Here is a 22556-nt window from a genome sequence, read left to right on the forward strand (position 1 = left end):
GCGCGGGGACTCGCGAGGCGGCGCACGTCCCGCGCGCGCCGACGACCCGGGGTCCCGGCGGATCCCGCCGCGGCGGCTGTCATCGCCGCGTCATCAAACTGTCGCCGGCGCCGGTGCATACGGCGCGCGACGCCCCGGAAAGCGGGCGATCGGGTCGGGGTTGATGCTCTTCATGCGTATGGCGGTCCTGGTTTCGGCGCTCGGCCTGATGCTGAGCGCGTGCGCGACTTTGGGTCCGGAGGACGTCTCCGACTCCGGCGGCATGACCGTTGGCGCGGGCAAACCCGTCCTGGCCTCGGCCGAGACCCCGCCGGTGGGCACCGCCGCCCGCGACGCCGCCGACGACCCGGCCATCTGGGTCGACCCCGCCGACCGCACGCGCGGCGTGATCATCGGCACCGACAAGCAGGCTGGGCTCTATGTCTACGACCTGGCGGGCAAGCAGCTGCAGTTCCTGCCCGGCGGCAAGCCCAACAACGTCGATCTGCGCGAGGGCTTCCCGACCGCCTCGGGCCCCAAGGTGCTGGTGGCGACGTCCGACCGCGGCCGGCCGGGCGCCGGCGCGGCGCTGTTCTTCCTGGATCCCGCGACCCTCAAACTCACGCTGTGGGGCGCCGTCCCCATCGACCTGGTCGAGCCCTATGGCCTGTGCCTGGCGCGGCGGGGCGATGCGTTCCTGATGATCGTCAACGGCACCGACGGCCAGGTGCGCCAGCTGCGCGTCGCCACTGGCCCCAACGGCAAGCCCCAACTCACCGAAGAGCGCCGCTTCGCGGTCGCCACCCAGCCCGAGGGCTGCGTCGCCGACGACACCCGGGGCCGCCTATACCTGGGCGAGGAAGGCCGCGGCGTCTGGCGCTACGACCTGGGCGCCACGGCCACGCCCGGCGTGCTGATCGCCGAGGCGCCGTCACAGATGCTGATGCCCGACGTCGAGGGCCTGGCGCTGCTGGAAGACGGGGCGGCCACCTGGCTGATCGCCTCCAGCCAGGGCGACTCGGCCTTCGCGGTCTGGAAGGTCACCGACGCCGACGAGGCGCTGTACTACGGCCGCTTCAGCGTCGTGGAAGGCAACGGCGTCGACGCCGTGACCGGCACCGACGGCGTGGCCGCGGCCGGCCGGCTGGTGGGCGGCTTCCCGAATGGTCTGATCGTCGTCCAGGACGACGTCGATACGGGCCCGACCGGCGCGCGTCAGAACTTCAAGCTGGTCGACTGGGACCGCGTGAAGGCCGCGCTGGGGCTGTAGGCTTTCCTTCCCACCCAGCCGCCGGCGACGGCCCTAAAGTTCCTCCCCCATGACGATGGGGGAGGGGGACCACGAAGTCGTGGAGGGGGCGCTGCTCGCGGCAAGGCAGATCGTTTATGCGGGGCGCGGCCCCAACGCCCCCTCCACCACTTCGTGGTCCCCCTCCCCCGCCATTGCGGGTGAGGAACTTGGGTGAGGCCTGCGCGGAACGGGCCGCAACATTGCGAAATCTTCATCCGCCCTCGGCTTGACGCCAACGATTACGCGCGTGAACGTACGCCAACGATTACGGGCGTAGACAATGCGGATCAGCGGCGCGGAAAGTCTGGTGATGGAGGCCCTGTGGCGGCGTGAGCCGCTCACGGCCGAGGAGATATTCGCCGACGTGGGCGAGGCCCAGGGCTGGGCCGAGGCGACGCTGAAGACCCTGCTGAACCGCCTGCTCAACAAGAATGCGGTGTCCGCCCAGAAGGACGGACGGCGCTATCTCTACCGGCCCCTGGTGGCCCGCGACGAGTATGTGGAGTCCGAGAGCCAGGGGCTGCTGGACCGCCTGTTCGACGGCCGCCTGGCCCCGCTGGTCAGCCACTTCTCCGAGCGCCAGAAGCTCACCGCCCAGGACATCGCCGACCTGAAGCGCCTCATCGCGGAGCTCGATGACGATGACAAGTGAGGTGCTGGCCCTGGTGCTGCGCGCCAACCTGGTGCTGGGCGCGGCGATCCTGCTGATCCTGGCGCTCCGACCGATGATGACCCGAAGCTTCAGCGCCCAGACGACCTACCTGCTCTGGGCGATGGCCCCGCTCGCCGTCCTGGCCAGCCTGCTGCCGGCCCGTCGCGCCGTGGTCGAGGCCGACTCGGCTCTGGGCGTCGCGGTGGCTGAGCGCTCCGAGGCGGCGCCGCTCACCGTCGAGGCCTTGCTGCCTGATCCGGTGCGGACGATCGCGCCGACCTTCGATCCCGAGCCCTGGCTCTTCGGCGTCTGGCTGGCGGGCGCGGCGGTCAGTCTGGGCGTCCTGGCCTGGCGACAGGCGCGCTTCCGCCGCTCGCTGGGCGCGCTGACGCCCGACGGCCGCATCTACCGTGCCGCAGCCCCCGGCGTGGGGCCCGCGGTGGTGGGCGTGATCTTCCCGCGCATCGTGACGCCGGCCGATTTCGAGCACCGCTTCGACGCCGACGAGCGGCGCCTGGTGCTGGCCCACGAGGAGACCCATTTCCGCCGCGGCGACCCGCTGGTGAACGCCGCCGTGGCCGCAACGCGCTGTCTGGCGTGGTTCAATCCGCTGGTGCACGTGGCCGCCCACTATCTGCGGATGGACCAGGAACTGGCCTGCGACGCCGCGGTGATCGGCCGGTACCCCGGCTCGCGTCGCACCTACGCCGAGGCGATGCTGAAGACCCAGATTGCGCCGCTGTCGGCGCCCCTGGCCTGCTACTGGCCTGGACGCACCGCGCGGCCGATGAAGCAACGCATCGCGCTCCTCAAGGCGCCCATCGCCACAAGACAACGCTTGCTCGGCGGCGCGGCGGCGGTGGCGGGCCTCAGCCTTTGTGCGGGCGCCATCGCCTGGGCCGCGCAGCCGGCGCGAATCGAGACGCGCCAGACGACGTCGTTGACCCCGATCGCCTATGCGCCGGGCGTGATGGGGGCCGGTCCGGTCGATCCCGGGCGCAGTCGCAAGCTGGGCGCCCAGCTGGTCGAGGCGATCGATGAGGGCTACCCGGACGCCATCCGGGGCCTCGTCAAGGCCGGGGCCGACGTAAATCACTTCGTGCCGGGCGACGGCACGCCGCTGTTGCGGGCCGCGCGGCTCGGAGACATGGACACCGCGCGACTGCTGATCCGCAGCGGCGCCGACGTGAACAAGCCCGCGCCCGGCGACGGCAGCCCGCTCATCGCGGCGTCCGCCCATGGCCGTCGCGACATGGTCGAGATGCTCATCCGCGCGGGCGCCGACGTGAACGGCTTCGTGCTCGGCGATGAGACGCCGCTGATCACCGCGGCGCGGAGCGGCGAACTCAGCGTCGTCGCCTACCTGATCGAGCAGGGCGCCGATCCCAACCTGGCCGTGCCCTCCGGCAATCGACCAGGAGAGATGCGCTCGCCCCTGTCGATGGCGGCCAATCCCGCGATCGCGGACCTTCTCCGTCGACACGGCGCGCGCCGCTAGCCCTCCAAGGAGACGAAGGATGCCCTTCATAGACGCCCGGGAGCTCCCGGCCGGCAGCGAGATCGCGGCCGATCTCATCGTCATTGGCGGCGGCATGGCGGGCCTCGCCCTGGCCCGGGAGTGGGCGGGAAGCGGCCGCTCGGTGGCGGTGCTGGAGAGCGGCGACAAGACCCCGGACCTGGCGACGCAGGATCTCTACCGCGGGGAGGGGACTATGCGGGGGCCAGGCACGGCGCCCCAGCCCTTCAGCGACTACGTCCATCAGTCGCGCCGGCGCATGCTGGGGGGCTCGGGCAACGTCTGGGGCGGCAAGTGCGTGGCGCTGGACCCTGCCGACTTCGCCCAGCGCAGCTGGGTGCCGGGCTCGGGCTGGCCGATCAGCCGCGCGCAGATCCAGCCCTACTACGACCGCGCCAGCGACCTCCTGGAGCTGCCGCACTTTCCACCGGGCGAGACCGACCTGAAGGTCGCGGGCAAGCCGGCCCTGGAGATCGACAGCGGGCGCTTCTTCTCCGCCGCGCGACACGTCTCTAAGCTGTCGGGCGGCACGGACAGGGCCGCCTTCGATCGCTGGCGGTTCGCCCCAGCCCAGGCCGCCAATGTCACGGTCTACCTGAACGCCAACGTCACCGAACTGAAGCTTCGTCCCGACGGCCGCCGTCTGGAGCGGCTGGACGTGGCCTGCCTGAACGGCAAGCGGCACACCGCTAGGGGCCGCGCCTATGTGCTGGCCACCGGCGGCATCGAGAATGTCCGGCTCATGCTGGCGTCCAACAGCGTCGCCAAGGACGGTGTCGGCAACGGCGCCGGCCTAGTGGGCCGCAATTTTCAGGGTCACGTCACCTTCAGTGTCGGCGAGGCGGCCAAGGGGCGGGCGTCGCGGATCTGCTTCACGCGCGCGGGGCTCGACCTGCGCCTCTACACCGACGGCTCGCTTCGCCAGACTCACTGCGTCTTCGCGCCCACCCTGGCCGATCAACGCCGGCGTCGGGCCGGTAACGCCACGATGACCCTGTTCGAGATGGCGCCGGTCCCGCCCGATCCCGAAACCGCCGCCATCCGCCAAACCCTGCAGGCGATGTCTGGGGCCGCCGGCCGCGAGGTGGGCTACTTCATGATGACCGAGCACATGCCCAATCCCGAGAGTCGGATCACCCTGGGCTCGACGTCTGATGCGCTGGGCATGCCGCGCGTGAAGCTGGACTGGGCCTGGAGCGAAGCCGACTTCCGCAGCCTCGAGAGCACGGTCGCAGCCTTCGCGCAGGCGCTGGGGGAGGCGGGGCTGGGTCGCTTCCAGTTCCCGGCCGACCGCTCCCAGTTCGTGGCCATGGCCCGAAGCGCGGCCTCGCGCCACCACATGGGAAGCACCCGCATGAACCAGGACCCGGCCCAGGGCGTCGTCGACGCCGACAGCCGCGTCCACGGCGTCTCCAACCTTTATGTCGCCGGTAGCTCGGTCTTCCCCACCTCGGGGATCGGCAACCCGACGCTCACCCTGCTGGCCATGACCCTGCGGCTGTCGGATCACCTGAAGACTGAAATGAAGAGGGCCGCCTGATGGATCGCCGCACCGTGCTCCTGGCGCTGGCCGGCCTTGCCGCCGCCGCCGCTGTCCCGGCCCTCGCCGCGCCGCAGATAGATCCCGAAGGCGCCCGGGTTGTGGGCCAGGCCTACCTCGACGCTCACCCGGGCCGGCGTTTCGACGCCGCCCGCCTCAGGGCCGAACTCCTGCCCGACGGATGGACCGACGCGGCCGCCGCGCGCCTCCGCGCCCGGGCCGCCCGCGACTTCCGGGAGGGCCGGGTCTTCATGCACCGTGGCTGGTGGTTGTCGGACACCGAGGGTCGGTTGTTCGCATTGGCGGCCCTGACGCCGGACTGAGGCTGTGACATCGACGCTTCGCTCCGTGATGAAGAGCGGGCGGTATTGCCTCCTGAGGGGCCTTATTGAGCCTGCCTCGAACCGCGCCTAGTTTATCGACCATGAAAATACTCACGCGCGCCGAGATCGGACGGCTGAGCCCTTCTGAGAGGTTGACGCTGATCGGCGACCTCTGGGACAGCCTCGAGGAGGCGCCGCTGACGGCGGCCCAAGCCTCGGAGCTAGAGCGCCGTCTCGATACCTTCGAGGACGATCTGGCCGATGCCGTGACCTGGGATCAATTGAAGGCTGAACTCGCCGCTCGCGCACCGTGACGGGAAGGCTGCTCGTCCTTCCGGCGGCGCGACTGGAACTCGGCGCTGCACAGGACTGGTACGAGGCGGCTTCTCCCGGGCTGGGCTTAGGATTCCGCGCAGAGGTCGATCGGCAGATCGGCCGCATCCTCGACAATCCCCGCCAGTTTCCACCCGTTCTGCGGGACGTCCGCCGCGCGCGTTTGCGGCGCTTCCCCTATGGCCTGCTCTTCCGTGAGCGGGAGAAGGACGTCGTCCTCATCGCCTGCTTCCACGGCAGCCGGGACCCCCTCGTCTGGCGCAAGCGCCTCTGACGCCACGCCCATGCGGCTGCTCCAGAGCCCATGACGTGAGAGCCCGTTGAGCCCTTGACCCCGCCGTCCGACGCCCTGAGTCACCGTGTCACGGCGTTACTGTCGGTTCGGGTCGGGTTTCCTTGGGGACAGTGCTGAAAAACCTGTCCGGCAAAGCTCGACCAAGTTCCGACTCACAGTATGCGGTTAACACTCGATTAAGGGTGTCGGCGCGTACTTAACGCATCGTTACCAGGGTGCGTCGGACGCGGGGGTGTCAGGCGCGCAGACCGCAAATTTCGGAAGGACGACGTCCCAATGGCCATCTCGCTTTCCGCGCCGCGCGCGACAGAACTCAAGCCCCGGATCGTCGTGTTCGGGATCGGCGGGGCGGGCGGCAACGCGGTCAACAACATGATCGAGGCGGGCCTCGAGGGCGTGGAGTTCGTCGTCGGCAACACCGACGCCCAGCAGCTCCAGTTCGCCAAGACCGAGCGCCGCATCCAGCTGGGCGTGCAGGTCACGCAAGGGCTGGGCGCCGGCGCCCATCCCGAGGTGGGCATGAGCGCCGCCGAGGAGAGCATTCCCGAGATCGGCGAGCACCTGGACGGCGCCCACATGGTCTTCATCACCGCCGGCATGGGCGGCGGCACCGGCACCGGCGCCGCGCCGATCATCGCCAAGTGCGCCCGCGAGCGGGGCATCCTTACGGTGGGCGTGGTGACGAAGCCCTTCCACTTCGAAGGCCGCCACCGGATGCGGCTGGCCGACGCCGGGATCACCGAGCTGCAGCGCTACGTCGACACCCTGATCGTCATCCCGAACCAGAACCTGTTCCGGGTGGCCAACGAGCGGACCACGTTCGCGGAAGCCTTCGGCATGGCCGACCAGGTCCTGCACTCGGGCGTCCGCTCGATCACCGACCTGATGGTGCTGCCGGGCCTGATCAACCTCGACTTCGCCGACGTCCGCACGGTCATGACCGAGATGGGCAAGGCGATGATGGGCACGGGCGAGGCCACGGGCGAGGATCGCGCCCTGATGGCCGCTCAGAACGCCATCCAGAACCCGCTGCTGGACGAAGTCTCGCTGAAGGGCGCTAAGGCCGTGCTGGTCAACGTGACCGGCGGCCTGGACATGACCCTGCTGGAAGTCGACGAGGCGGCCAACGCCATCTCCGAGCAGGTCGACCCCGAGGCCAACATCATCTTCGGCGCGGCCTTCGACCCGTCGCTGGAGGGGATGATCCGCGTGTCGGTGGTGGCCACCGGCATGGACGGCGCCTCCATCGCCGCCATCGAGCCCAAGATCGAGCGCCGCTCGCTGATGGCTGAGCCCCTGCGGGCCACGGTCACCCCGCGGCCCGAGCCGGCCCCGGTCGAGGCCGAGCCGGTCGCCGCCTCGGTTGCGGCCGAGGAGCCCAGCTTCGCGACGGCCGAGGAAGAGCAGCCCGACATCTTCGCCCAGCCAGCCGCCGACGACATCGGCGCGCAGATCGCCGCGGCGGCGGCCTCGTACGAAGCGCCGGCGCCCGCGCCCGTCAGCCGGATCGTCGATCCGGCCGCGGCCGAGCCGGGCGACGAGCCTCTGTTCGCCGACAGCGCTTTCGAGCCCCGCAAGCCGCGCGGCGGGTTCCTGTCGATCTTCGGCGGTCGCCCGCGCTTCGAAGCGCCCCAGCCCGCGCCCGCGCCGGCTCCGGTGGCCCGCGCGCCGCAACCGGCTCCGGTCCGTGGCGGCGCCCAGCCGCTGGAGGCTGCCCAACCGGAAGAGGCCGACCAGAACGAGGATCTCGAAATCCCCTCGTTCCTGCGCCGACTGGCCAACTAGAAAACTCCACGAAATCGTCACACCGCGCCCAGGCGCGCGTTGCTAGAAGTCCTCCCGGAACCCCTCCGGGAGGACTTTTCATGAGCGGTCATCGCATCATCCTGGTCTCGCCCCTGGCCGACGGCTGGGCCGTGCTTTGCGCGGGTCTCGAGCCCCTCGTGTTCCAGTCGGGCGCGCGCGCCGAGGCGCAGGCCAAGCGGCTCGCGGCGTGCCTGGCGAAGCTGGGCCGCGCGGTGCAGGTACGCATCCTCGACCGGTCGCGAAACCTTGTCGGAGCGCAGCTTTACCCGGCCATGTGAGACCCCTGAGCCACAGCCGGCTTCAGGACGAATTCCTTCGTGATATCCGTCGCTTGGTGCGCCGTGCGAGCCGTGACCAGCCAAGCGAAACATTGCGAAACACCAAGTGTTTTGCTGCGGTGCATCAATCGCCTTAGCCGGACGTTGGGGCACTTGGAGTCGTCGCTTTCGCGACGCGTATCGCTGCAGGAAGGTCCACTTTGACCGCGCATATGTTCCAGCACACCGTCCGGGCCCCCGCGCTGTTCGCCGGTGTCGGCGTCCACACGGGCGCCTATACCCGCGTGAATGTGCGTCCCGCGGCGGTCGGCGCCGGCATCGTCTTCGTCCGCACAGACGTGCGCGACCGTGACAACCTGATCCCGGCCACCGGCGAGGCGGTCTGCAAGACCCAGCTGGGCACCGTCATCGGCAACGCCGCCGGCGTCACCGTCTCGACGATCGAGCACCTGATGGCGGCCTTCGCCATGCTGGGCGTCGACAACGCCATGGTCGAGGTCGACGGGCCCGAGATGCCGATCATGGACGGCTCGGCGCTGCCGTTTGTCCGCATTCTGGACCGCGCCGGCCTGCGCCCCCAGGAAGCGGCCCGCAACTACATCGAGATCCTCGACACGGTCGAAGTGATCGAGGGCGACAAGCGCGCGACGCTGAAGCCTGCCGACGGCTTCGAAGTGGCGTTCACCATCGAATTCCCCACCGCCGCGATCGGCCGTCAGTCGATCGACATGGCGATGGACGAGCCGGCGTTCCGCGACGAGCTGGCCGACTGCCGCACCTTCGGCTTCCTCCGCGATGTCGAGGCTCTGCGCGCCATGGGCCTGGCCCGCGGCGGCTCGATGGAGAACTGCGTCGTGATCGACGACGACCGGGTGCTGAACCCCGAGGGCCTGCGTCGCCCCGACGAGTTCGTGCGCCACAAGGCGCTGGACGCCATCGGCGACCTCTACGTGCTGGGCGGCCCGGTCATCGGCCGTTTCGAAGGCGTGCTGGCCGGCCACGCCCTGAACAACGCCCTCGTCCGCGCGCTGCTGGCCCGCCCCGACGCCTGGCGCGTCTGCACCCTGGCCGAAGACCTTCGCGAAGCCGTCTAGGGCTGGGTGGAAGAGGGGGTGTTGCGAATAATTCGCAACTGAGGCCTAATGCTCAGGCAGGAGGCCCCCATGCCCGACGACGCCAGCGCCAAGCTCGACGATCTCTACGCCCCGCCGCACAAGCTGACGGTGGCCAAGGACATCGGTGTCGTCGACAAGCACGGTCGCCGCTTCATCGAACTCTCGCCCTTCGTCGCGCTGGCGACCGTGGGTCCCAATGGGACGGTGGACGTCTCCCCGCGCGGCGGCGGGCCCGGCTTCATCCGCGTCGCCGAGGACGGCAAGAGTCTGCTGATGCCGGACCGGCCGGGCAACAACCGCCTGGATTCGCTGCGCAACATCGCTGAGGGCTCGGGCGAGGTGGGCCTGATGTTCATGATCCCCGGCGTCGACGACATCTACCGTGTCAACGGCCCCGCCAGCCTGGTGGTCGACGCGGATCTCGCCAAGACCTTCGAAGAGTTCGGCAAGGTCCCCAAGACCCTGCTGAAGATCGAGGTGCGCGAGGCCTATCTGCACTGCCCCAAGGCGCTGATGCGATCGGACCTCTGGGGCGACAGCCACCGGATCGATCGCGCGACTCTGCCATCGCTCTCCGACATGATCACGGACCAACTCGGGGTGGACCGTCCGAAGACCACGCATGCGGAACAGGTCGAGAGCCTTAAGCAGACGCTCTGACCCGCCGCACGCCCGTCCCGGGAAAGGCGCCCTGCGACCCAGCCGCCGTTTGCTCGCCACAAGTGGTAGTGTAGAAGCGACTCCCGCGTGGGGGCGCGCGTCTGTCTTGAGGTGAAGGTGTCTTCGGTCCGAACGTCCGCCAAGGTGGTTCTTGTCACCGCCGCCTGCGCACTCGCCCTCTCCGCCTGCGCCGGAAACAGCAATAAGAAGCCGCGCCTGGCCTATGAGGAGCGCCCGGTGGAGCTGCTCTATTCCACGGGCGCCGACCGGCTGGACCGGCGGCAGTGGAATCAGGCGGTGAACTACTTCCAGGAAGTGGAACGCCAGCATCCCTATTCGGAATGGTCGCGCCGTTCGATCCTGATGCAGGCCTACGCCCACTATCAGGGCAACGACTACGCCGAGGCGGTGGCCGACGCTGACCGCTTCATCCAGCTGTATCCGGGCAACCCGACGGCGGCCTACGCCCACTACATCAAGGCCATCTGCTACTTCGAGCAGATCGTCGACGTGAACCGCGACCAGGCCGCCACCGGCCAGGCGCTGGCGGCGCTGCGCGACGTGGTCCAGCGCTATCCGCGCACCGAGTACGCCTCGGACGCCCGCCTGAAGATCGACATGGTAAACGACCAGTTGGCCGGCAAGGAAATGACCATCGGCCGCTGGTACCTGCGCCAGGGCGACACCCTGGCCGCCACCAACCGCTTTCGCACGGTGGTCGACCGCTACCAGACCACCAGTCACACGCCCGAGGCGCTGTACCGACTGGTCGAGAGCTACCTGACCCTGGGTCTGTTGGAAGAGGCCAAGCGCAACGGCGCGGTGCTGGGCTACAACTATCCGGGCGATCCCTGGTACAACGACGCCTACAAGCTGCTGACGTCCAAGGGCCTGCGTCCGGCGGTCGAGCCCAAGTCGGGCAGTGGGGGCATGTTCCGGCTGCCGTTCACCCGCGACAAGAGCAAGACGGTCGCCCCGCCCGAGGCCAAGGACACGAACGTCGCGGTCCAGGCCAGCAAGGAAGCCGACAAGAAGACGATCTTCCGCCTGCCGTTCGGCAAGAAAGAAGACAAGCCGCTGCCGGCCCCCGCGCCGGAAACGCCCCCGTCCTGAACCTGGCGGCGGAATAACGCCGCGGCCCTTCTAACCCACTTGATTCCAGGCGATCCTCCGCAGCGATGCTGATCGGTCTGCAGATCCGCGATGTGGTGTTGATCGAGGCCCTGGACCTGTCCATCGGGCCGGGCCTCACTGCGCTCACCGGCGAGACCGGCGCGGGCAAGTCCATCATCCTGGACGCCTTGGGGCTGGCCACCGGCGCGCGCGGCGACGCCGGCCTCGTGCGCCGAGGCGCCCCGCAGGCGGTCGCGACCGCCATCTTCGCGCCGGCGCCCGCGCATCGGGTCTGGGATATTCTGGACGAGAAGGGCCTGACCTACGCCAAGGACGAGGATCTGGTCCTGCGCCGTTCGCTCAGCGCCGACGGCCGCAGCCGCGCCTTCGTCAACGATCAGGCCACGGGCGTCGGCGTGCTCAAGGAGCTGGGCGAGGCCCTGCTGGAAGTGCACGGTCAGCACGAGACCGTGGGCCTGCTCGACGCGCGCACGCATCGCCCATTGCTCGACGCCTACGGAGACCTCGACCGCCGGCGCCAGGCCGTCGCCGGCGCCTGGGCCGCCTGGCGCGACGCGCGAGATCGGGTCGAGACCCTGCGCGCCGACGCCGACCGGTCGGCGGCCGAGATCGAGGAGCTGACCTTCCGGCTGTCCGAGCTGGACCGGCTGGATCCCCGCGACGGGGAGGAAACCGCGCTGGCCGAGGAACGTGCGTTGCTGGGCGCCGCCGAGAAGGCGCTGTCGGACATCGGCGTGGCGCGCGACACCTTCGACGGGCTGGGCGGCAAGGTGGCGCAAGCCATCCGCGCCTTGGAGCGCGCCCGAGAGCGCGCGTTGACCGCCGGCGCCGCTACCGACGGCCCCGCCGTCACCCGCCTGGCCGCCGCCGCCGAGGCTCTCGACCGCGTGCTGGTCGAGGCGGGCGAGGCCGAGGCCGCCATCGACAGCGCCGCCGCCGCCTTCGACTTCGAGCCCGACCGCCTGGAGAAGACCGAGGAGCGGCTGTTCGACCTGCGCGGCCTGGCGCGCAAGCTGAATGTGGCCGTCGAGCAGCTGCCGACCCTTCGGCTCCAGTTCGCTGAGCGCCTGCGGGCCGTGGAGAGCGCCGACGAGACGCTGAAGGCCGCCGAGACCCAGGCCGCGGCCGCCCGCGCCGGCTACCTCGACGCCGCCAGGGCCCTGTCAGCTGACCGCCGCGTCGCCGGGGACGCCCTGGCCGCCGCCGTAATGGCCGAGCTCGCGCCGCTCAAGCTGGAGAAGGCCCGCTTCCGCGTCGCGGTCGAAGCCCTGCCCGAGGATCGCGCCGGTCCCACCGGCCTCGACCGCGTGGCCTTCGAGATCGCCACCAACCCCGGCGCGCCGTTCGGCGACCTGGGCGCCATCGCCTCGGGCGGCGAACTGGCCCGCTTCGCCCTGGCCCTGAAGGCGGCCCTGGCCGGCCGCGGGACGGGGCCCCAGCCGCTGATGATCTTCGACGAGGTGGACCAGGGCGTCGGCGGCGCGGTAGCCGACGCGGTGGGCTTGCGCCTCAAGCGCCTCGCATCGGCTGCCCAGGTTCTCGTGGTGACCCACAGCCCGCAGGTCGCCGCCCGCGCCGAAGCCCACTGGCGCATCGCCAAGGCCGGCGGCGCCGGCCAGGGAAGCGAGGGCCATGTCCGCACGGCGGTGGAGGTCCTTTCTCCCGCCGACCGCGAGGAAGAGATCGCCAGAATGCTGGCCGGCGCCCAGATCACCGACGCCGCGCGGGCCGCGGCGCGAGCGCTGATGGAAGCTTGAGCGTCGCCGCCTTTCGTGGCGGGAGCAGACGCCTCCGCACGGGGCAGAGGTCAGCGGAGGGCGGCGGAGGACAGGGCCCTCCGCCGGACGAGGTCACACCGCGAGCCGCCGGCGGCGGAGCGCGTGGCCGGCGAAGCCGAAGCCCCCGACCATGAGCGCCCAGACGCCCGGTTCGGGCACAGCGGCCCCGACGGCGACGTTGCGGCTCAGGAACCCGGCGCCGACGCTGTCCTGCGTGCCCGCGAACACCGTCTTCTCCTCATCGTACACGACGTGGAACGTGTTCATGGCGTCCATCAGGCCGTTGCGGTTCGAGATCGCCTGGAGGCTGGCCACGACCACGAAGCTGTCGCCCGGATTGAGACGGATGGCGCCTCCGCTGCAGCTCTGCGAAAGACCGATGCTCTGGTGATACTCGCCCGCCGCGAGGCCCGAGCTATTGAAGCCGCCGACAGCGATCACGCCAGCGGCCCCGCAGTCCGGAAAGCCGATCCCTGAGTTGCTGATGATGTCGATGGCGGATGCGCCAGGCCCGAACGCCGCGGTCACCGTGCTGACGCGCAGGAGGGAGAGCACAACGTTCAGCCCGCCGTCGCCGGCAAACTCATTGGCGCCCTGCGGGCCGGCCTGGTCGCCGGTCGTCTGGAAGTGCAACAGGCCTTCTAGGGCGAAATCGATCGCCGCTTCGCCCTCATAGGTGAAGCTGCGGAAGGCCGTGGCCGAGGCGCCCGTTCGCGTCTCCGCACCAGCTCCGGCGGCCAGCCGCACCGTCGGAAGGTAGTCGTCGCTGAATGTCACCTCGGCAGCCCCGGACGCGCCGCCAAGCAGGGTCGGGTTGGCCGACAGACCCTGGCCATATCCGCCGAAGTACTGGTGCGGCTGCAGCCGGGCCGCGCCCACAACACAGGTGGTCACGGACGTCGGACACGGCCGATTGGTGACGACGGCCCCTGAGCCGTAGACGTCCTCTGCCGCCGCCGCGCCCGGAGCCGCGGCAAAGGCGAGCGCGATGGCCGCCGCCGAAACCGCCGACCGCGTGTACAGCCAGCCCGCCGCTTTGAAACTGATCCTCATGAACCCCCCGTTGTTCAGACCGGATGTTTCCGGTTCTCGTCACAAGTTTCGCCAATCGAACACAGTTGGCAATTGAGATCGCGTGGAGCGGGAACTGCGACCGTGCTTTGCAAGTCATGCGAGGTGTCGCACTCGAGGCGAAAACTCGAGACGGCCAGCCTGAATTCGGCGCTTCATGAAGTCTACTCTCAGAAACCTGAGATTGAGTTTCTGGACTTCGACCCGATGTGCGCTCTGGCGCGGGCCTGAGGCGCCCTTCGGAAGACTCGGCGTAGCGTCCGCGCGTCGGGCGCCGCGCAATGTGGCCTTACGCGATCCGCGCTCCACGGCTACAGCTTCGGCCATGGCCGCCCTGAGTCCCGTCGATCAACTCACCGAAGCCGAAGCTGTCGAGGAACTCACGGCGCTGGCCGACGAGATCGCGCGGCACGACATCGCCTATCACCAGCACGACGAACCCGAGATCTCGGACGCCGACTACGATGCGCTGAAGCGGCGCAACGCCGAGATCGAGGCGCGTTTCCCGCATCTGGTCCGCGAGAACTCGCCGTCGCTGAAGGTGGGCGCGGCGCGGTCGGAGAAGTTCGGCGCCGTCGAGCATGGCGTGCCGATGCTCAGCCTCGACAACGCCTTCGCCGACGACGAGGCGGCCGAGTTCGACGCCCGCATCCGCCGCTTCCTGCGGCTCTCGCCGACCGAGACCGTCGGCTACACGGCCGAGCCGAAGATCGACGGCCTGTCGTGTTCGATCCGCTACGTGAAAGGCGAACTCGTCCAGGCGGCCACCCGCGGCGACGGTCGGGTCGGCGAGGATGTCACCGCCAACGTCCGCACTATCGGCGAAATCCCGCACAGGCTGGCCGGGTCAGGCTGGCCTGACGAGATCGAGGTGCGGGGCGAGATCTACCTGGGCCATGAGGAGTTTGCGGCGCTCAACGCCGCCGCCGCCGAGGCCGGCCAGAAGACCTACGCCAACCCCCGTAACGCCGCCGCGGGCTCGCTCCGCCAGATCGATCCCACCATCACGGCGGCCCGCCCGTTACGCTTCTTCGCCTATGCCTGGGGCGCCCACTCGCAGCCGTTTGCCCAGACCCAGTGGGAGGCGCTGCAAAAGCTGAAGGCCTGGGGCTTCCAGACGACGCCCCAGAGCGTGCGGGTCGAGAACGCCGCCGGCCTTCTGGCCGCCTACGCCACGATGGAACAGGTGCGGCCGCATCTCGCCTATGACATCGACGGCGTCGTCTACAAGGTCGACCGCCTGGACTGGCAGGGCCGCCTGGGCTTCGTCAGCCGCGCGCCCCGCTGGGGCATCGCGCGCAAGTTCCCGGCCCAGCAGGCCCGCACGATTCTGGAAGCCATCGACATCCAGGTGGGCCGCACGGGCGCCATCACCCCGGTGGCGCGGCTGCATCCGGTGACGGTGGGCGGCGTCGTCGTCGTCAACGCCACGCTCCACAACGCCGACGAGATCGCCCGCAAAGGCCTTCGTGTCGGCGACACGGTGATCCTGCAGCGGGCCGGCGACGTGATCCCCCAGATCGTCAGCGTCGTCGAGGATGAGCCCCGCGGGCCGGAGCCGTTCGAGTTCCCCACCCACTGCCCGTGCCCGCTCCACACCGAACTGGTGCGCGAGACCACGGCGGCCGGCGCCGAGACCGTGGTGCGCCGCTGTTCCGGCGAGTTCGCGTGCCCGTTCCAGAGGCTGGCCCACCTGCGCCACTTCGTCAGCCGCCGCGCCTTCGACATCGAGGGCCTGGGCGAGAAACAGCTGACCACCTTCTCGGAAAAGGGCTGGCTCAACTCGCCGGCCGACATCTTCCGCCTCAAGGACCGCCGAGACGAGATTCTCACGCTGGACCGGTTCGGCGAGACCAGCGTCGGCAACCTGCTGGCCAGCATCGAGGATCGCCGCAGCATCGAGCTGGACCGGTTCATCTACGGCCTGGGCATCCGCCACGTCGGCGAAACCACCTCGACGGCGCTGGCGCGACACTTCGAGACCGTGGCGCGGTTCGTCGAGACCTCGAAGCTGGCGGCGGACCAGATGGCGGGGCCGCTTTACGCCGAGCTGTCCGACCTGGACGGCCTGGGACCCACGGCGGTCTCGGCGGTGCTGGAGTTCGCGCGGTCGGGGCAGGGGCTGCTGGTCCCGCCGGACCTCTCGCTGGAAGCCCACCTGCGGCTGGCCATTCCCAAGCTGAACTCCAGAGCCCGCGCCGCCCTGGAGGCCCGCTTCGGCGACTGGGCCAGTTTCGAGGCCGGCGCCCGGCAGGCCGCCGCGGAGACCCCCGGCGACGCCTTCCTCGAGGTGGCCTCGGTGGATGCGGTCGGCGTGGTGGCGGCCCGGATGATCGCCGAGTTCTTCGCCGAGGCTCACAATCGCGCCCTGGTCGATGACCTGCTGGCCGAACTCAGGGTTATCGACGCCGAACGCCCCAAGACCGACACCGCCGTGGCCGGAAAGACGGTCGTCTTCACCGGCAGCCTGGAGCGCATGACCCGCGACGAGGCCAAGGCCCAGGCCGAGCGGCTGGGGGCCAAGGTCTCGGGCTCGGTGTCGAAGAAGACCGATCTGGTGGTCGCCGGCCCCGGCGCCGGATCGAAGCTGAAGGAGGCCGAGAAGCACGGCGTCCAGGTGCTGACTGAGGATGAGTGGATCGCCCTGGTGGGCGGCTGATGGCGACCACCGAAGAGATGCTGCTGATCGGCTTCGACCGGCTGCGCTGTCATCTCCTGAACCTGGCCGAACTGATCTTTCTCGAAGTGCTGGCCCGTGAGCCGGAGAACCCGACCGCGCTGCGCCTGCTGGGCGTCGTCCGCTGCAAGCTCGGTCGCGGGCACGACGGCGTCACGCTGCTCCGTCAGGCGGCCCAGCGCGCGCCGGGCCTCGAGGTGATCTGGAACGACCTGGCCGTGGCGTTGCGCGATGCGGGCGAGCCTGACGCCGAGGCCGCCCGCGCGCGGGCCGTCGCCCTGCGCGATCCGGCCGCCGCGCCCCTCGCGCCGCTGGCGGGTCTCGTGTTCGCCAGCGAGCGTGCGGTCCACCCCTTCGAGCTGGCCGACTACCGATATACCGCCACCCTGCGGCACGGCGCCGGCCGGGCATCGCACCCTGAGCTCTCGGCGATCCTGGAGCGCGGGCGCGACCGCTACGCCGCCTTCATCGGCGAGATGGGCGCGCTGCAGGGCGACTTCGCGCAGATTCCGTTAGGCGGCAGCTACGAGTCCGTGGACCCGTTCTGGTTCAATGCCTGGTTCCACGCGCTGGACGGCATGGCCCTGACGACCATGTTGAAGCGGCGCAACCCGAAGCGCTTCTTGGAGATCGGCTCGGGCGTCTCCACCAAGTTCGCGCGGCGCGCCATCGACCTCTACGGACTGCGCACGCGGCTGACCTCGATCGATCCCGAACCGCGCAACGCCGTGGACCAGCTCTGCGACCAGGTGATCCGCCGGCCGCTGGAACAGTGCGACCCGGCGATGTTCCAGGCGCTGGAGCCGGGGGACATCCTGTTCCTCGACAGCTCGCACCGCGCCTTCCAGGGCTCGGACGTCACGGTCTTCTTTACCGAGATCCTGCCGCGGCTGACGCCCGGGGTGATTGTGCAGGTCCACGACATCTACCTGCCCGACGACTACATCTCGGGCCACCTGCGCCAGTTGTGGAACGAGCAGTACCTGCTGGCGGTCGCGTTGCTGTTCGGGCCCGATCGGTTCGAGATCCTTTTCCCCTGCTGGTGGGCCGGTCGTGATCCGGCGCTTAGAAGCCAGGCCCGCGCGGCGATCTGCCAGGGCCCACTGGAGACGGTCGACCTCTACGGCGCCTCGTTCTGGATGCAGGTGAAGGGCTGATCGGTCAGCCAGGGCTTCCCTTCCGCTTCGTGAAGCTGGTGGTTTGTGGCAACGGCTGGGGCCCCGCCCGGAGGAGACAAGATGAGCAACGCGTTCGAGACGGCCTGGAGCTGCTTCTCCGTCACCCTGGAGGGTCGGGTCGCCCACATCCGGCTCAACCGGCCTGAGGCGTACAACGCCATGAACCGGGCGTTCTGGAACGAGCTGCCGGCCATCGTGCGCGACATCGACGATAACGCCCGGGCCCGCGCCATCGTCATCTCCTCCACCGGGAAACACTTCTCCGCCGGCATGGATCTGCAGAACTTCGCCGGCGTGGGCGAGGCTGGCGCGCGGCCGGGAGATCGCTGGGTGCAGGCCGAGGCCTCGCGCCACCACCTGCGTTCGTTGCAGGACACCTTCTCGTGTCTGGACGAGGCGCGCATCCCCGTGATCGCCGCCATCCAGGGCGGTTGCATCGGCGGCGGCGTCGACCTGACCAGCGCCTGCGACATCCGCTACGCCAGCGCCGACGCGTTCTTCTGCGTCCAGGAGATCAACATCGGTATGACCGCCGATGCGGGGACGTTCCCGCGGCTCTGCAAGCTGATTCCGCAGGGCTGGGTGCGCGAGCTGGCCTACACCGGGCGACGGATGCCCGCCGCCCAGGCGCTGCAGATCGGCCTGGTCAACGCCGTGCTGCCCGACCACGAAGCCGTCGTGGCCCATGCGCTGGCGGCGGCCGCCGAAATCGCCACGAAGGCGCCGCTCGCGGTGGCCGGATCGAAGGTGATGATCAATCATGCCCGCGAGCATGGAACCGCCGCGTCGCTGGACTACCTGGGCGCCTGGCAGGCGGGCATGTTCGCGGGCCCGCACATGGCCGAGGCGTTCAAGGCCAAGCAGGAGGGCCGCGAGCCGGACTTCCCCGATCTCGTCCCGATCCACCGCGGCATGTGACCGCGCGGTTCAGCCCGGGTTGTTGGCGGTCACGATCCAGGTCGCCGAGTCGAGCCTAACGCCGTCGGGGCCGTCATGGGCCGACAGCGCCGCGCGGACGGCGGCGATCACCGCGTCGCGCTGATCGGGGTTCTCCCTGAGGAGAGCTCCCAGCGGGCCCACCTTCAAAGAGACCGCCAGGGCCGTCTCGAGATCGCCGCTGCCGATCTTCTCCAGATGCGGCGTGATGACCACGTCCCGAAAGCCCGCGGCGTCCAGAATGCCTCGCAGGCGGTCCGCATCGGCGAATGCAAAAGGTCCCGGAGCCGTGGGATCGGCCGGCGGCGGGGGCGCGGGCACGTGCGCCAGCGCCGCCTGCATGGGCAGGGTCATGATCGGGTTCGCGCTCGATGCCTGCCAGCACACGAACGCCATCCGCCCGCCCGCCTTGAGGGCGCGCCGCAGGTTGGCGAAGGCGACAGTCGGCTCGGCGAAGAACATCACCCCGAAACGGGAGAACAGCGCGTCGTAGCTGGCGGGCGGAAACGGGTGGGACTGGCCGTCGGCCTCAAGGAACTCGACGTTCGCCAGCCGCTCGGCCCGTCGCCGCGCGGTCTCCAGCAGGGGCCGCGAGATGTCCACGCCGGTGGCCCGGCCCGCGGCGCCCACCTGTTGCGCCAACTCGAGGGTCGTCGCCCCCGCGCCGCAGCCCACGTCTAGTACGGCCTCACTGGGCCGCAGCGCGAGCGCCCGCATCGCGGCGCGGCCGAGGGGCGCCAGTTGCCGGTCCAGCGGATCGACCATGTCGACCCAGGTGGGGCCGGCCTGCTCGTTCCAATAGGCGGCCTGTTGGGCGTTGGGAGGCTGGCTCATCAGATCGGCGCCGTGACGTCGTTGAGCCAGCTGCGGACCTCCGGCTCCACCAGGGGGCCGATCAGGTCTCGCACCTTGGCGTGATAGGCGTCGAGCTGGGCGCGCTCATCGGGGCTCAGCAGGTCGCGGTCGATCAGGCGGCGGTCGATGGGCGCCAGGGTCAGGGTCTCGAAGCCCAGCATCGGCCGCTCGCCGCCCGGAATCTGCGCGGCCTCGGTAACGACCTGCAGGTTCTCGATACGGATGCCGTAGCCGCCTTCCTTGTAATAGCCGGGCTCGTTCGAAAGGATCATTCCCGGGCGCAGCGCCACCGCGTTGGGCGCCTTGGCGATCCGCTGCGGGCCCTCGTGGACGCCCAGGTAGCTGCCGACGCCGTGGCCGGTGCCATGGTCGTAGTCCAGGCCATGCATCCACAGCGCGTGACGCGCCAGGATGTCGAGGGCCGAGCCGGTGGTGCCGGCCGGGAAGCGGATCCCCGCCAGCGCCAGATGGCCCTTCAGCACCAGCGTGAACCGCTGGCGCATCTCGGCCGTGGGCTCCCCGATGGCCATCGTGCGGGTGACGTCAGTGGTGCCGTCCAGGTACTGGGCGCCGGAATCGATGAGCAGCAGCGAGCCGCTCTCGGTCCGTTTGTTCAGGCGCTCGGTCGGACGGTAGTGGACGATGGCCCCGTTCGAGGCGGCGCCGGCGATTGTGTCGAACGACAGGTCCTTCAACGCGCCCGTGGCTTCCCGGAAGCCTTCCAGCATGGTGACGGCAGTGATCTCGTCGGGCGGGGTCGTCTGCCCCTCGGTCGCCACCCAATGGAGGAAGCGGGTGAGGGCGGCGCCGTCGCGGATGTGTGCGTTGCGCGAGCCCTGGATCTCCACGGCGTTCTTGCAGGCGCGGGGCAGGGCGCAGGGATCGTCGGCGCGGATCACGGTGGCGCCGGCTTCGGCCAGGGTGTCGAAGTACCAAGCCGAGGACTGCGCGGGATCGACGACGACGCTCTGACCCTTCAGCTCGGCCAGAGCGGCGGGGAGCTCCTCGGGGGTCTCCAGCCGCACCTGATTGCCCAGCCACGCTGGCAGGTCCGGCGTCACCTTGGCGGGGTCCAGGAACAGGCGCGCCGTGCCGTCCTTGTTCAGTATGGCCTGGCCCAGGGGCAGGGGGGAGCGGATGACGTCCCCGCCGCGCACGTTGAACAGCCAGGCGATACTCGAAGGGGCCGTCAGCACGGCCGCGTCGCCGCCGCGCGCGGCCACCGCCTTGCCGACCCGGGCGCGCTTGGCGCTGGAGTCCTCGCCCGAGAACTCGGCCGGGTGGGGGACCACCGGGGCGGTCGGCTGGGCGGGGCGGGCTTGGCCCCAGGCGCGGTCCAGGGGGTTGTCGTTGACCGCGACCAGGTTGGCGCCGGCCTTGGCGGCGGCCTCCTTCAGGCGCGCCAGGGCGTCGGGGCTGTGCAGGCGCGGGTCGTAGCCGATCGTCTGGCCGCGGGCGGTCGCCGTTTCCAAATAGGCGGGCACGCCGCCTTCCACCAGATCGCGGATTTCGAACAGCTGGGCGTCCACCTGATCGCGGACCTGCAGGGTGTACCGGCCGTCCACGAAGACCGCGGCCTTGTCCTTGAGGATCACCGCGGCCCCCGCCGAGCCCGTGAAGCCGGTGGCCCAGGCCAAGCGGTCGTTGGCCGCCGGCAGGTACTCGTTCTGGTGCTCGTCCTCATGGGGCACGAGGAAGCCGTCCAGGCCCTGCTGGGCCATGGCCGCGCGGATCAGCGGCACATGGCGGGGCCCGAAGGAGCGGTCGGTGGTCTCATCGAAGGTCTGACGCATGGACATGGATGTAAGCCCTTCCCGCCCCCTCGGCAAAGCCCTGCCCGCCGACGTATTTTACCCGGATCATATTGGACATGCACCCCCGGCGTCTGTATGCTTCGTACATGGACAAGACCGCCCGAAGAGACGCGATCCGCGACTACAAAGAGAAGAAGGCCGCCGTCGGCGTCTATGCGATCCGCTGCGCGCCCACCGGAGAGGTCTGGGTCGCGGGCTCGCGCAACCTCGACGCCCAGCAGAACTCGCTCTGGTTCAGCCTGCGCACCGGCGGCCACGGCAACCGCGACCTGCAGGCCGCCTGGAACGCCCACGGGGCCGAGGCCTTCAGCTTCGAGCCGTTGGAGCGGATCGACGATGAGGACCTGACGCCGCTGGGACGCGCCGACCTGATCAAGGCCCGCGAGCGTCACTGGCTGGCGACGCTGGGCGCGAAGAAGGCGGTTGGCTAGGGGCGCTGCAGGACCAGCGTGGCCCAGGCGTCGCGGTGCAGGCGGCGGACCAGCCGGAAGCCCTTGGAGGTGTAGGCGGCGGTCACGCGCCGCTCCTGCGTGCGCAGCAGGCCCGACAGGATGGTCAGGCCGCCCGGCTTCAGCGCCCGCTTGATGTCCTGCGACAGCGCCACCAGCGGCGGGGCCAGGATGTTGGCGAACACCAGGTCGTAGGGACCGTCCTTGCGCACGAGGGCGTCGTTCAGGCCGAAGGCGTGGACGAAGCGGGCGGTCGACTGGTTCAGCCGAGCGTTCTCGTTGGCGATCCGGACCGACGGCGCGTCGATGTCGGTGCCGACGGCGATCGGCGTGCCGGTCCGCGCGGCGGCGATGGCGAGCACGCCGGTGCCGCAGCCCACGTCCAGCACACGCTGGAAGCGCCTGGCCTTCAGCAGGTCGTGGAACGCCTGGAGGCAGCCCACCGTCGTGCCGTGGTGGCCGGTGCCGAAGGCGGCGCCCGCCTCGATGCGCAGGTTGACCGTGCTGGCGGGCGCCAGGCCCTTGTCGTGGGCGCCGTAGACGAAGAAGCGGCCGGCGCGGACAGGCGGCAGGCCGGACAGCGCCATGGCCAGCCAGTCGGCGTCGGCCAGCTTCTCGACGAGAACGCGCAGCTCCGGGTAGCCCTTGAGGACTTCCACGATCGCCGTCTGCTCGTCGGCCTCGGTGGGGAAGGCGTCAATGCGCCAGACGTCGTGGTCCTCGTCCTCCTCCAGGATGGAGAAGGTGAGGGCCTCGGTCGCGGGGTCGGCCTCGAGGGCGGCCGCTGCGGCTTCGGCGACCGCGCGGGGGCCGCGGGCGATGATCTGGATGGCCTCGTCGCTCATGGGCGGGAGGCTCTATAGGCAGAGCTGCTGA

Annotated in this window: 20 protein-coding genes and 1 pseudogene; 17 read left to right on the top strand and 4 right to left on the bottom strand. The window is 70.1% G+C overall.

All coding sequences use genetic code 11. The features are described 5' to 3' along the window. Window positions 1-172 precede the first annotated feature (172 nt). The 13 genes and pseudogenes from ACQ66R_RS21135 to recN all read left to right on the top strand — a co-directional run bounded on the left by ACQ66R_RS21135 (window position 173) and on the right by recN (window position 12679). The gene (locus ACQ66R_RS21135) at window positions 173-1249 is read left to right on the top strand and encodes a phytase (RefSeq protein ID WP_430425262.1); all 1077 of its coding nucleotides are present in this window, start codon (window positions 173-175) and stop codon (window positions 1247-1249) included. Window positions 1250-1550: 301 nt separating this feature from the next. After that, window positions 1551-1922, top strand: coding sequence for a BlaI/MecI/CopY family transcriptional regulator (locus tag ACQ66R_RS21140; RefSeq protein WP_430425264.1), 372 nt, complete (start codon window positions 1551-1553; stop codon window positions 1920-1922). Further along, entirely contained in the window at window positions 1906-3420 is a 1515-nt protein-coding gene (locus ACQ66R_RS21145) for a M56 family metallopeptidase (protein WP_430425266.1), read from the top strand. The genes ACQ66R_RS21140 and ACQ66R_RS21145 overlap by 17 nt, the downstream gene beginning before the upstream one ends. A gap of 19 nt (window positions 3421-3439) precedes the next feature. Continuing rightward, complete coding sequence (locus tag ACQ66R_RS21150; protein ID WP_430425268.1) at window positions 3440-4978, top strand: FAD-dependent oxidoreductase; 1539 nt, start codon at window positions 3440-3442, stop codon at window positions 4976-4978. Beyond that, window positions 4978-5301, top strand: coding sequence for a hypothetical protein (locus ACQ66R_RS21155; RefSeq protein WP_430425270.1), 324 nt, complete (start codon window positions 4978-4980; stop codon window positions 5299-5301). Before ACQ66R_RS21150 ends, ACQ66R_RS21155 begins: the two co-directional genes overlap by 1 nt. A 101-nt stretch (window positions 5302-5402) precedes the next feature. Then, window positions 5403-5615 carry an addiction module protein gene (locus tag ACQ66R_RS21160; protein ID WP_430425272.1) on the top strand — a complete coding sequence of 71 codons (213 nt, stop codon included), beginning with the start codon at window positions 5403-5405 and terminating at the stop codon, window positions 5613-5615. After that, window positions 5612-5908: a type II toxin-antitoxin system RelE/ParE family toxin gene (locus ACQ66R_RS21165; RefSeq protein WP_430425274.1), complete on the top strand. Its 297-nt coding sequence runs from the start codon at window positions 5612-5614 to the stop codon at window positions 5906-5908. The genes ACQ66R_RS21160 and ACQ66R_RS21165 overlap by 4 nt, the downstream gene beginning before the upstream one ends. A gap of 297 nt (window positions 5909-6205) precedes the next feature. Next, window positions 6206-7714, top strand: a complete 1509-nt coding sequence (ftsZ, locus tag ACQ66R_RS21170) for a cell division protein FtsZ (protein ID WP_430425276.1) — start codon at window positions 6206-6208, stop codon at window positions 7712-7714. 80 nt (window positions 7715-7794) lie between these two features. Further along, the gene (locus tag ACQ66R_RS21175) at window positions 7795-8013 is read left to right on the top strand and encodes a hypothetical protein (RefSeq protein ID WP_430425278.1); all 219 of its coding nucleotides are present in this window, start codon (window positions 7795-7797) and stop codon (window positions 8011-8013) included. A gap of 212 nt (window positions 8014-8225) precedes the next feature. Next, complete coding sequence (lpxC, locus tag ACQ66R_RS21180; RefSeq protein ID WP_430426374.1) at window positions 8226-9107, top strand: UDP-3-O-acyl-N-acetylglucosamine deacetylase; 882 nt, start codon at window positions 8226-8228, stop codon at window positions 9105-9107. A 69-nt stretch (window positions 9108-9176) separates the two neighbouring features. Further along, window positions 9177-9788 carry an MSMEG_1061 family FMN-dependent PPOX-type flavoprotein gene (locus ACQ66R_RS21185; RefSeq protein WP_430425280.1) on the top strand — a complete coding sequence of 204 codons (612 nt, stop codon included), beginning with the start codon at window positions 9177-9179 and terminating at the stop codon, window positions 9786-9788. 144 nt (window positions 9789-9932) lie between these two features. Next, window positions 9933-10769 (top strand): annotated as a pseudogene (locus ACQ66R_RS21190) (outer membrane protein assembly factor BamD); the annotation flags it as partial. 197 nt (window positions 10770-10966) lie between these two features. Beyond that, a complete protein-coding gene (gene recN, locus ACQ66R_RS21195) occupies window positions 10967-12679 on the top strand; it encodes a DNA repair protein RecN (RefSeq protein ID WP_430425282.1) in 1713 nt (570 codons plus the stop codon). Between the two features lie 93 nt (window positions 12680-12772). On the opposite strand, the gene ACQ66R_RS21200 is transcribed toward recN, so the two are convergent. Next, complete coding sequence (locus ACQ66R_RS21200; protein ID WP_430425283.1) at window positions 12773-13753, bottom strand: PEPxxWA-CTERM sorting domain-containing protein; 981 nt, start codon at window positions 13751-13753, stop codon at window positions 12773-12775. Window positions 13754-14096: 343 nt separating this feature from the next. Between ACQ66R_RS21200 and ligA the strand changes: the two genes are divergently transcribed. The 3 genes from ligA to ACQ66R_RS21215 all read left to right on the top strand — a co-directional run bounded on the left by ligA (window position 14097) and on the right by ACQ66R_RS21215 (window position 18544). After that, window positions 14097-16430, top strand: coding sequence for an NAD-dependent DNA ligase LigA (gene ligA / locus ACQ66R_RS21205; RefSeq protein ID WP_430425285.1), 2334 nt, complete (start codon window positions 14097-14099; stop codon window positions 16428-16430). Further along, entirely contained in the window at window positions 16430-17605 is a 1176-nt protein-coding gene (locus ACQ66R_RS21210) for a class I SAM-dependent methyltransferase (protein WP_430425287.1), read from the top strand. The genes ligA and ACQ66R_RS21210 overlap by 1 nt, the downstream gene beginning before the upstream one ends. An 81-nt stretch (window positions 17606-17686) precedes the next feature. Further along, window positions 17687-18544: a crotonase/enoyl-CoA hydratase family protein gene (locus tag ACQ66R_RS21215; protein WP_430425289.1), complete on the top strand. Its 858-nt coding sequence runs from the start codon at window positions 17687-17689 to the stop codon at window positions 18542-18544. A gap of 9 nt (window positions 18545-18553) precedes the next feature. On the opposite strand, the gene ACQ66R_RS21220 is transcribed toward ACQ66R_RS21215, so the two are convergent. After that, window positions 18554-19396, bottom strand: a complete 843-nt coding sequence (locus tag ACQ66R_RS21220) for a class I SAM-dependent methyltransferase (RefSeq protein WP_430425291.1) — start codon at window positions 19394-19396, stop codon at window positions 18554-18556. Then, on the bottom strand, window positions 19396-21210 hold the full coding sequence (locus ACQ66R_RS21225; RefSeq protein WP_430426376.1) for an aminopeptidase P family protein: 1815 nt from the start codon (window positions 21208-21210) through the stop codon (window positions 19396-19398). Before ACQ66R_RS21225 ends, ACQ66R_RS21220 begins: the two co-directional genes overlap by 1 nt. 107 nt (window positions 21211-21317) lie before the next feature. On the opposite strand from ACQ66R_RS21225, the gene ACQ66R_RS21230 reads away from it, so the two are divergent. Next, a complete protein-coding gene (locus ACQ66R_RS21230; RefSeq protein WP_430425293.1) occupies window positions 21318-21662 on the top strand; it encodes a GIY-YIG nuclease family protein in 345 nt (114 codons plus the stop codon). Here the strand turns inward: ACQ66R_RS21230 and ACQ66R_RS21235 are convergent. Continuing rightward, window positions 21659-22525, bottom strand: a complete 867-nt coding sequence (locus ACQ66R_RS21235) for a 50S ribosomal protein L11 methyltransferase (RefSeq protein WP_430425295.1) — start codon at window positions 22523-22525, stop codon at window positions 21659-21661. The two genes, ACQ66R_RS21230 and ACQ66R_RS21235, sit on opposite strands and share 4 nt — an antisense overlap. Between the last annotated feature and the right edge of the window lie 31 nt (window positions 22526-22556).

The sequence above is a fragment of the Phenylobacterium sp. genome, from assembly GCF_965284355.1.
GTDB lineage: Bacteria > Pseudomonadota > Alphaproteobacteria > Caulobacterales > Caulobacteraceae > Phenylobacterium.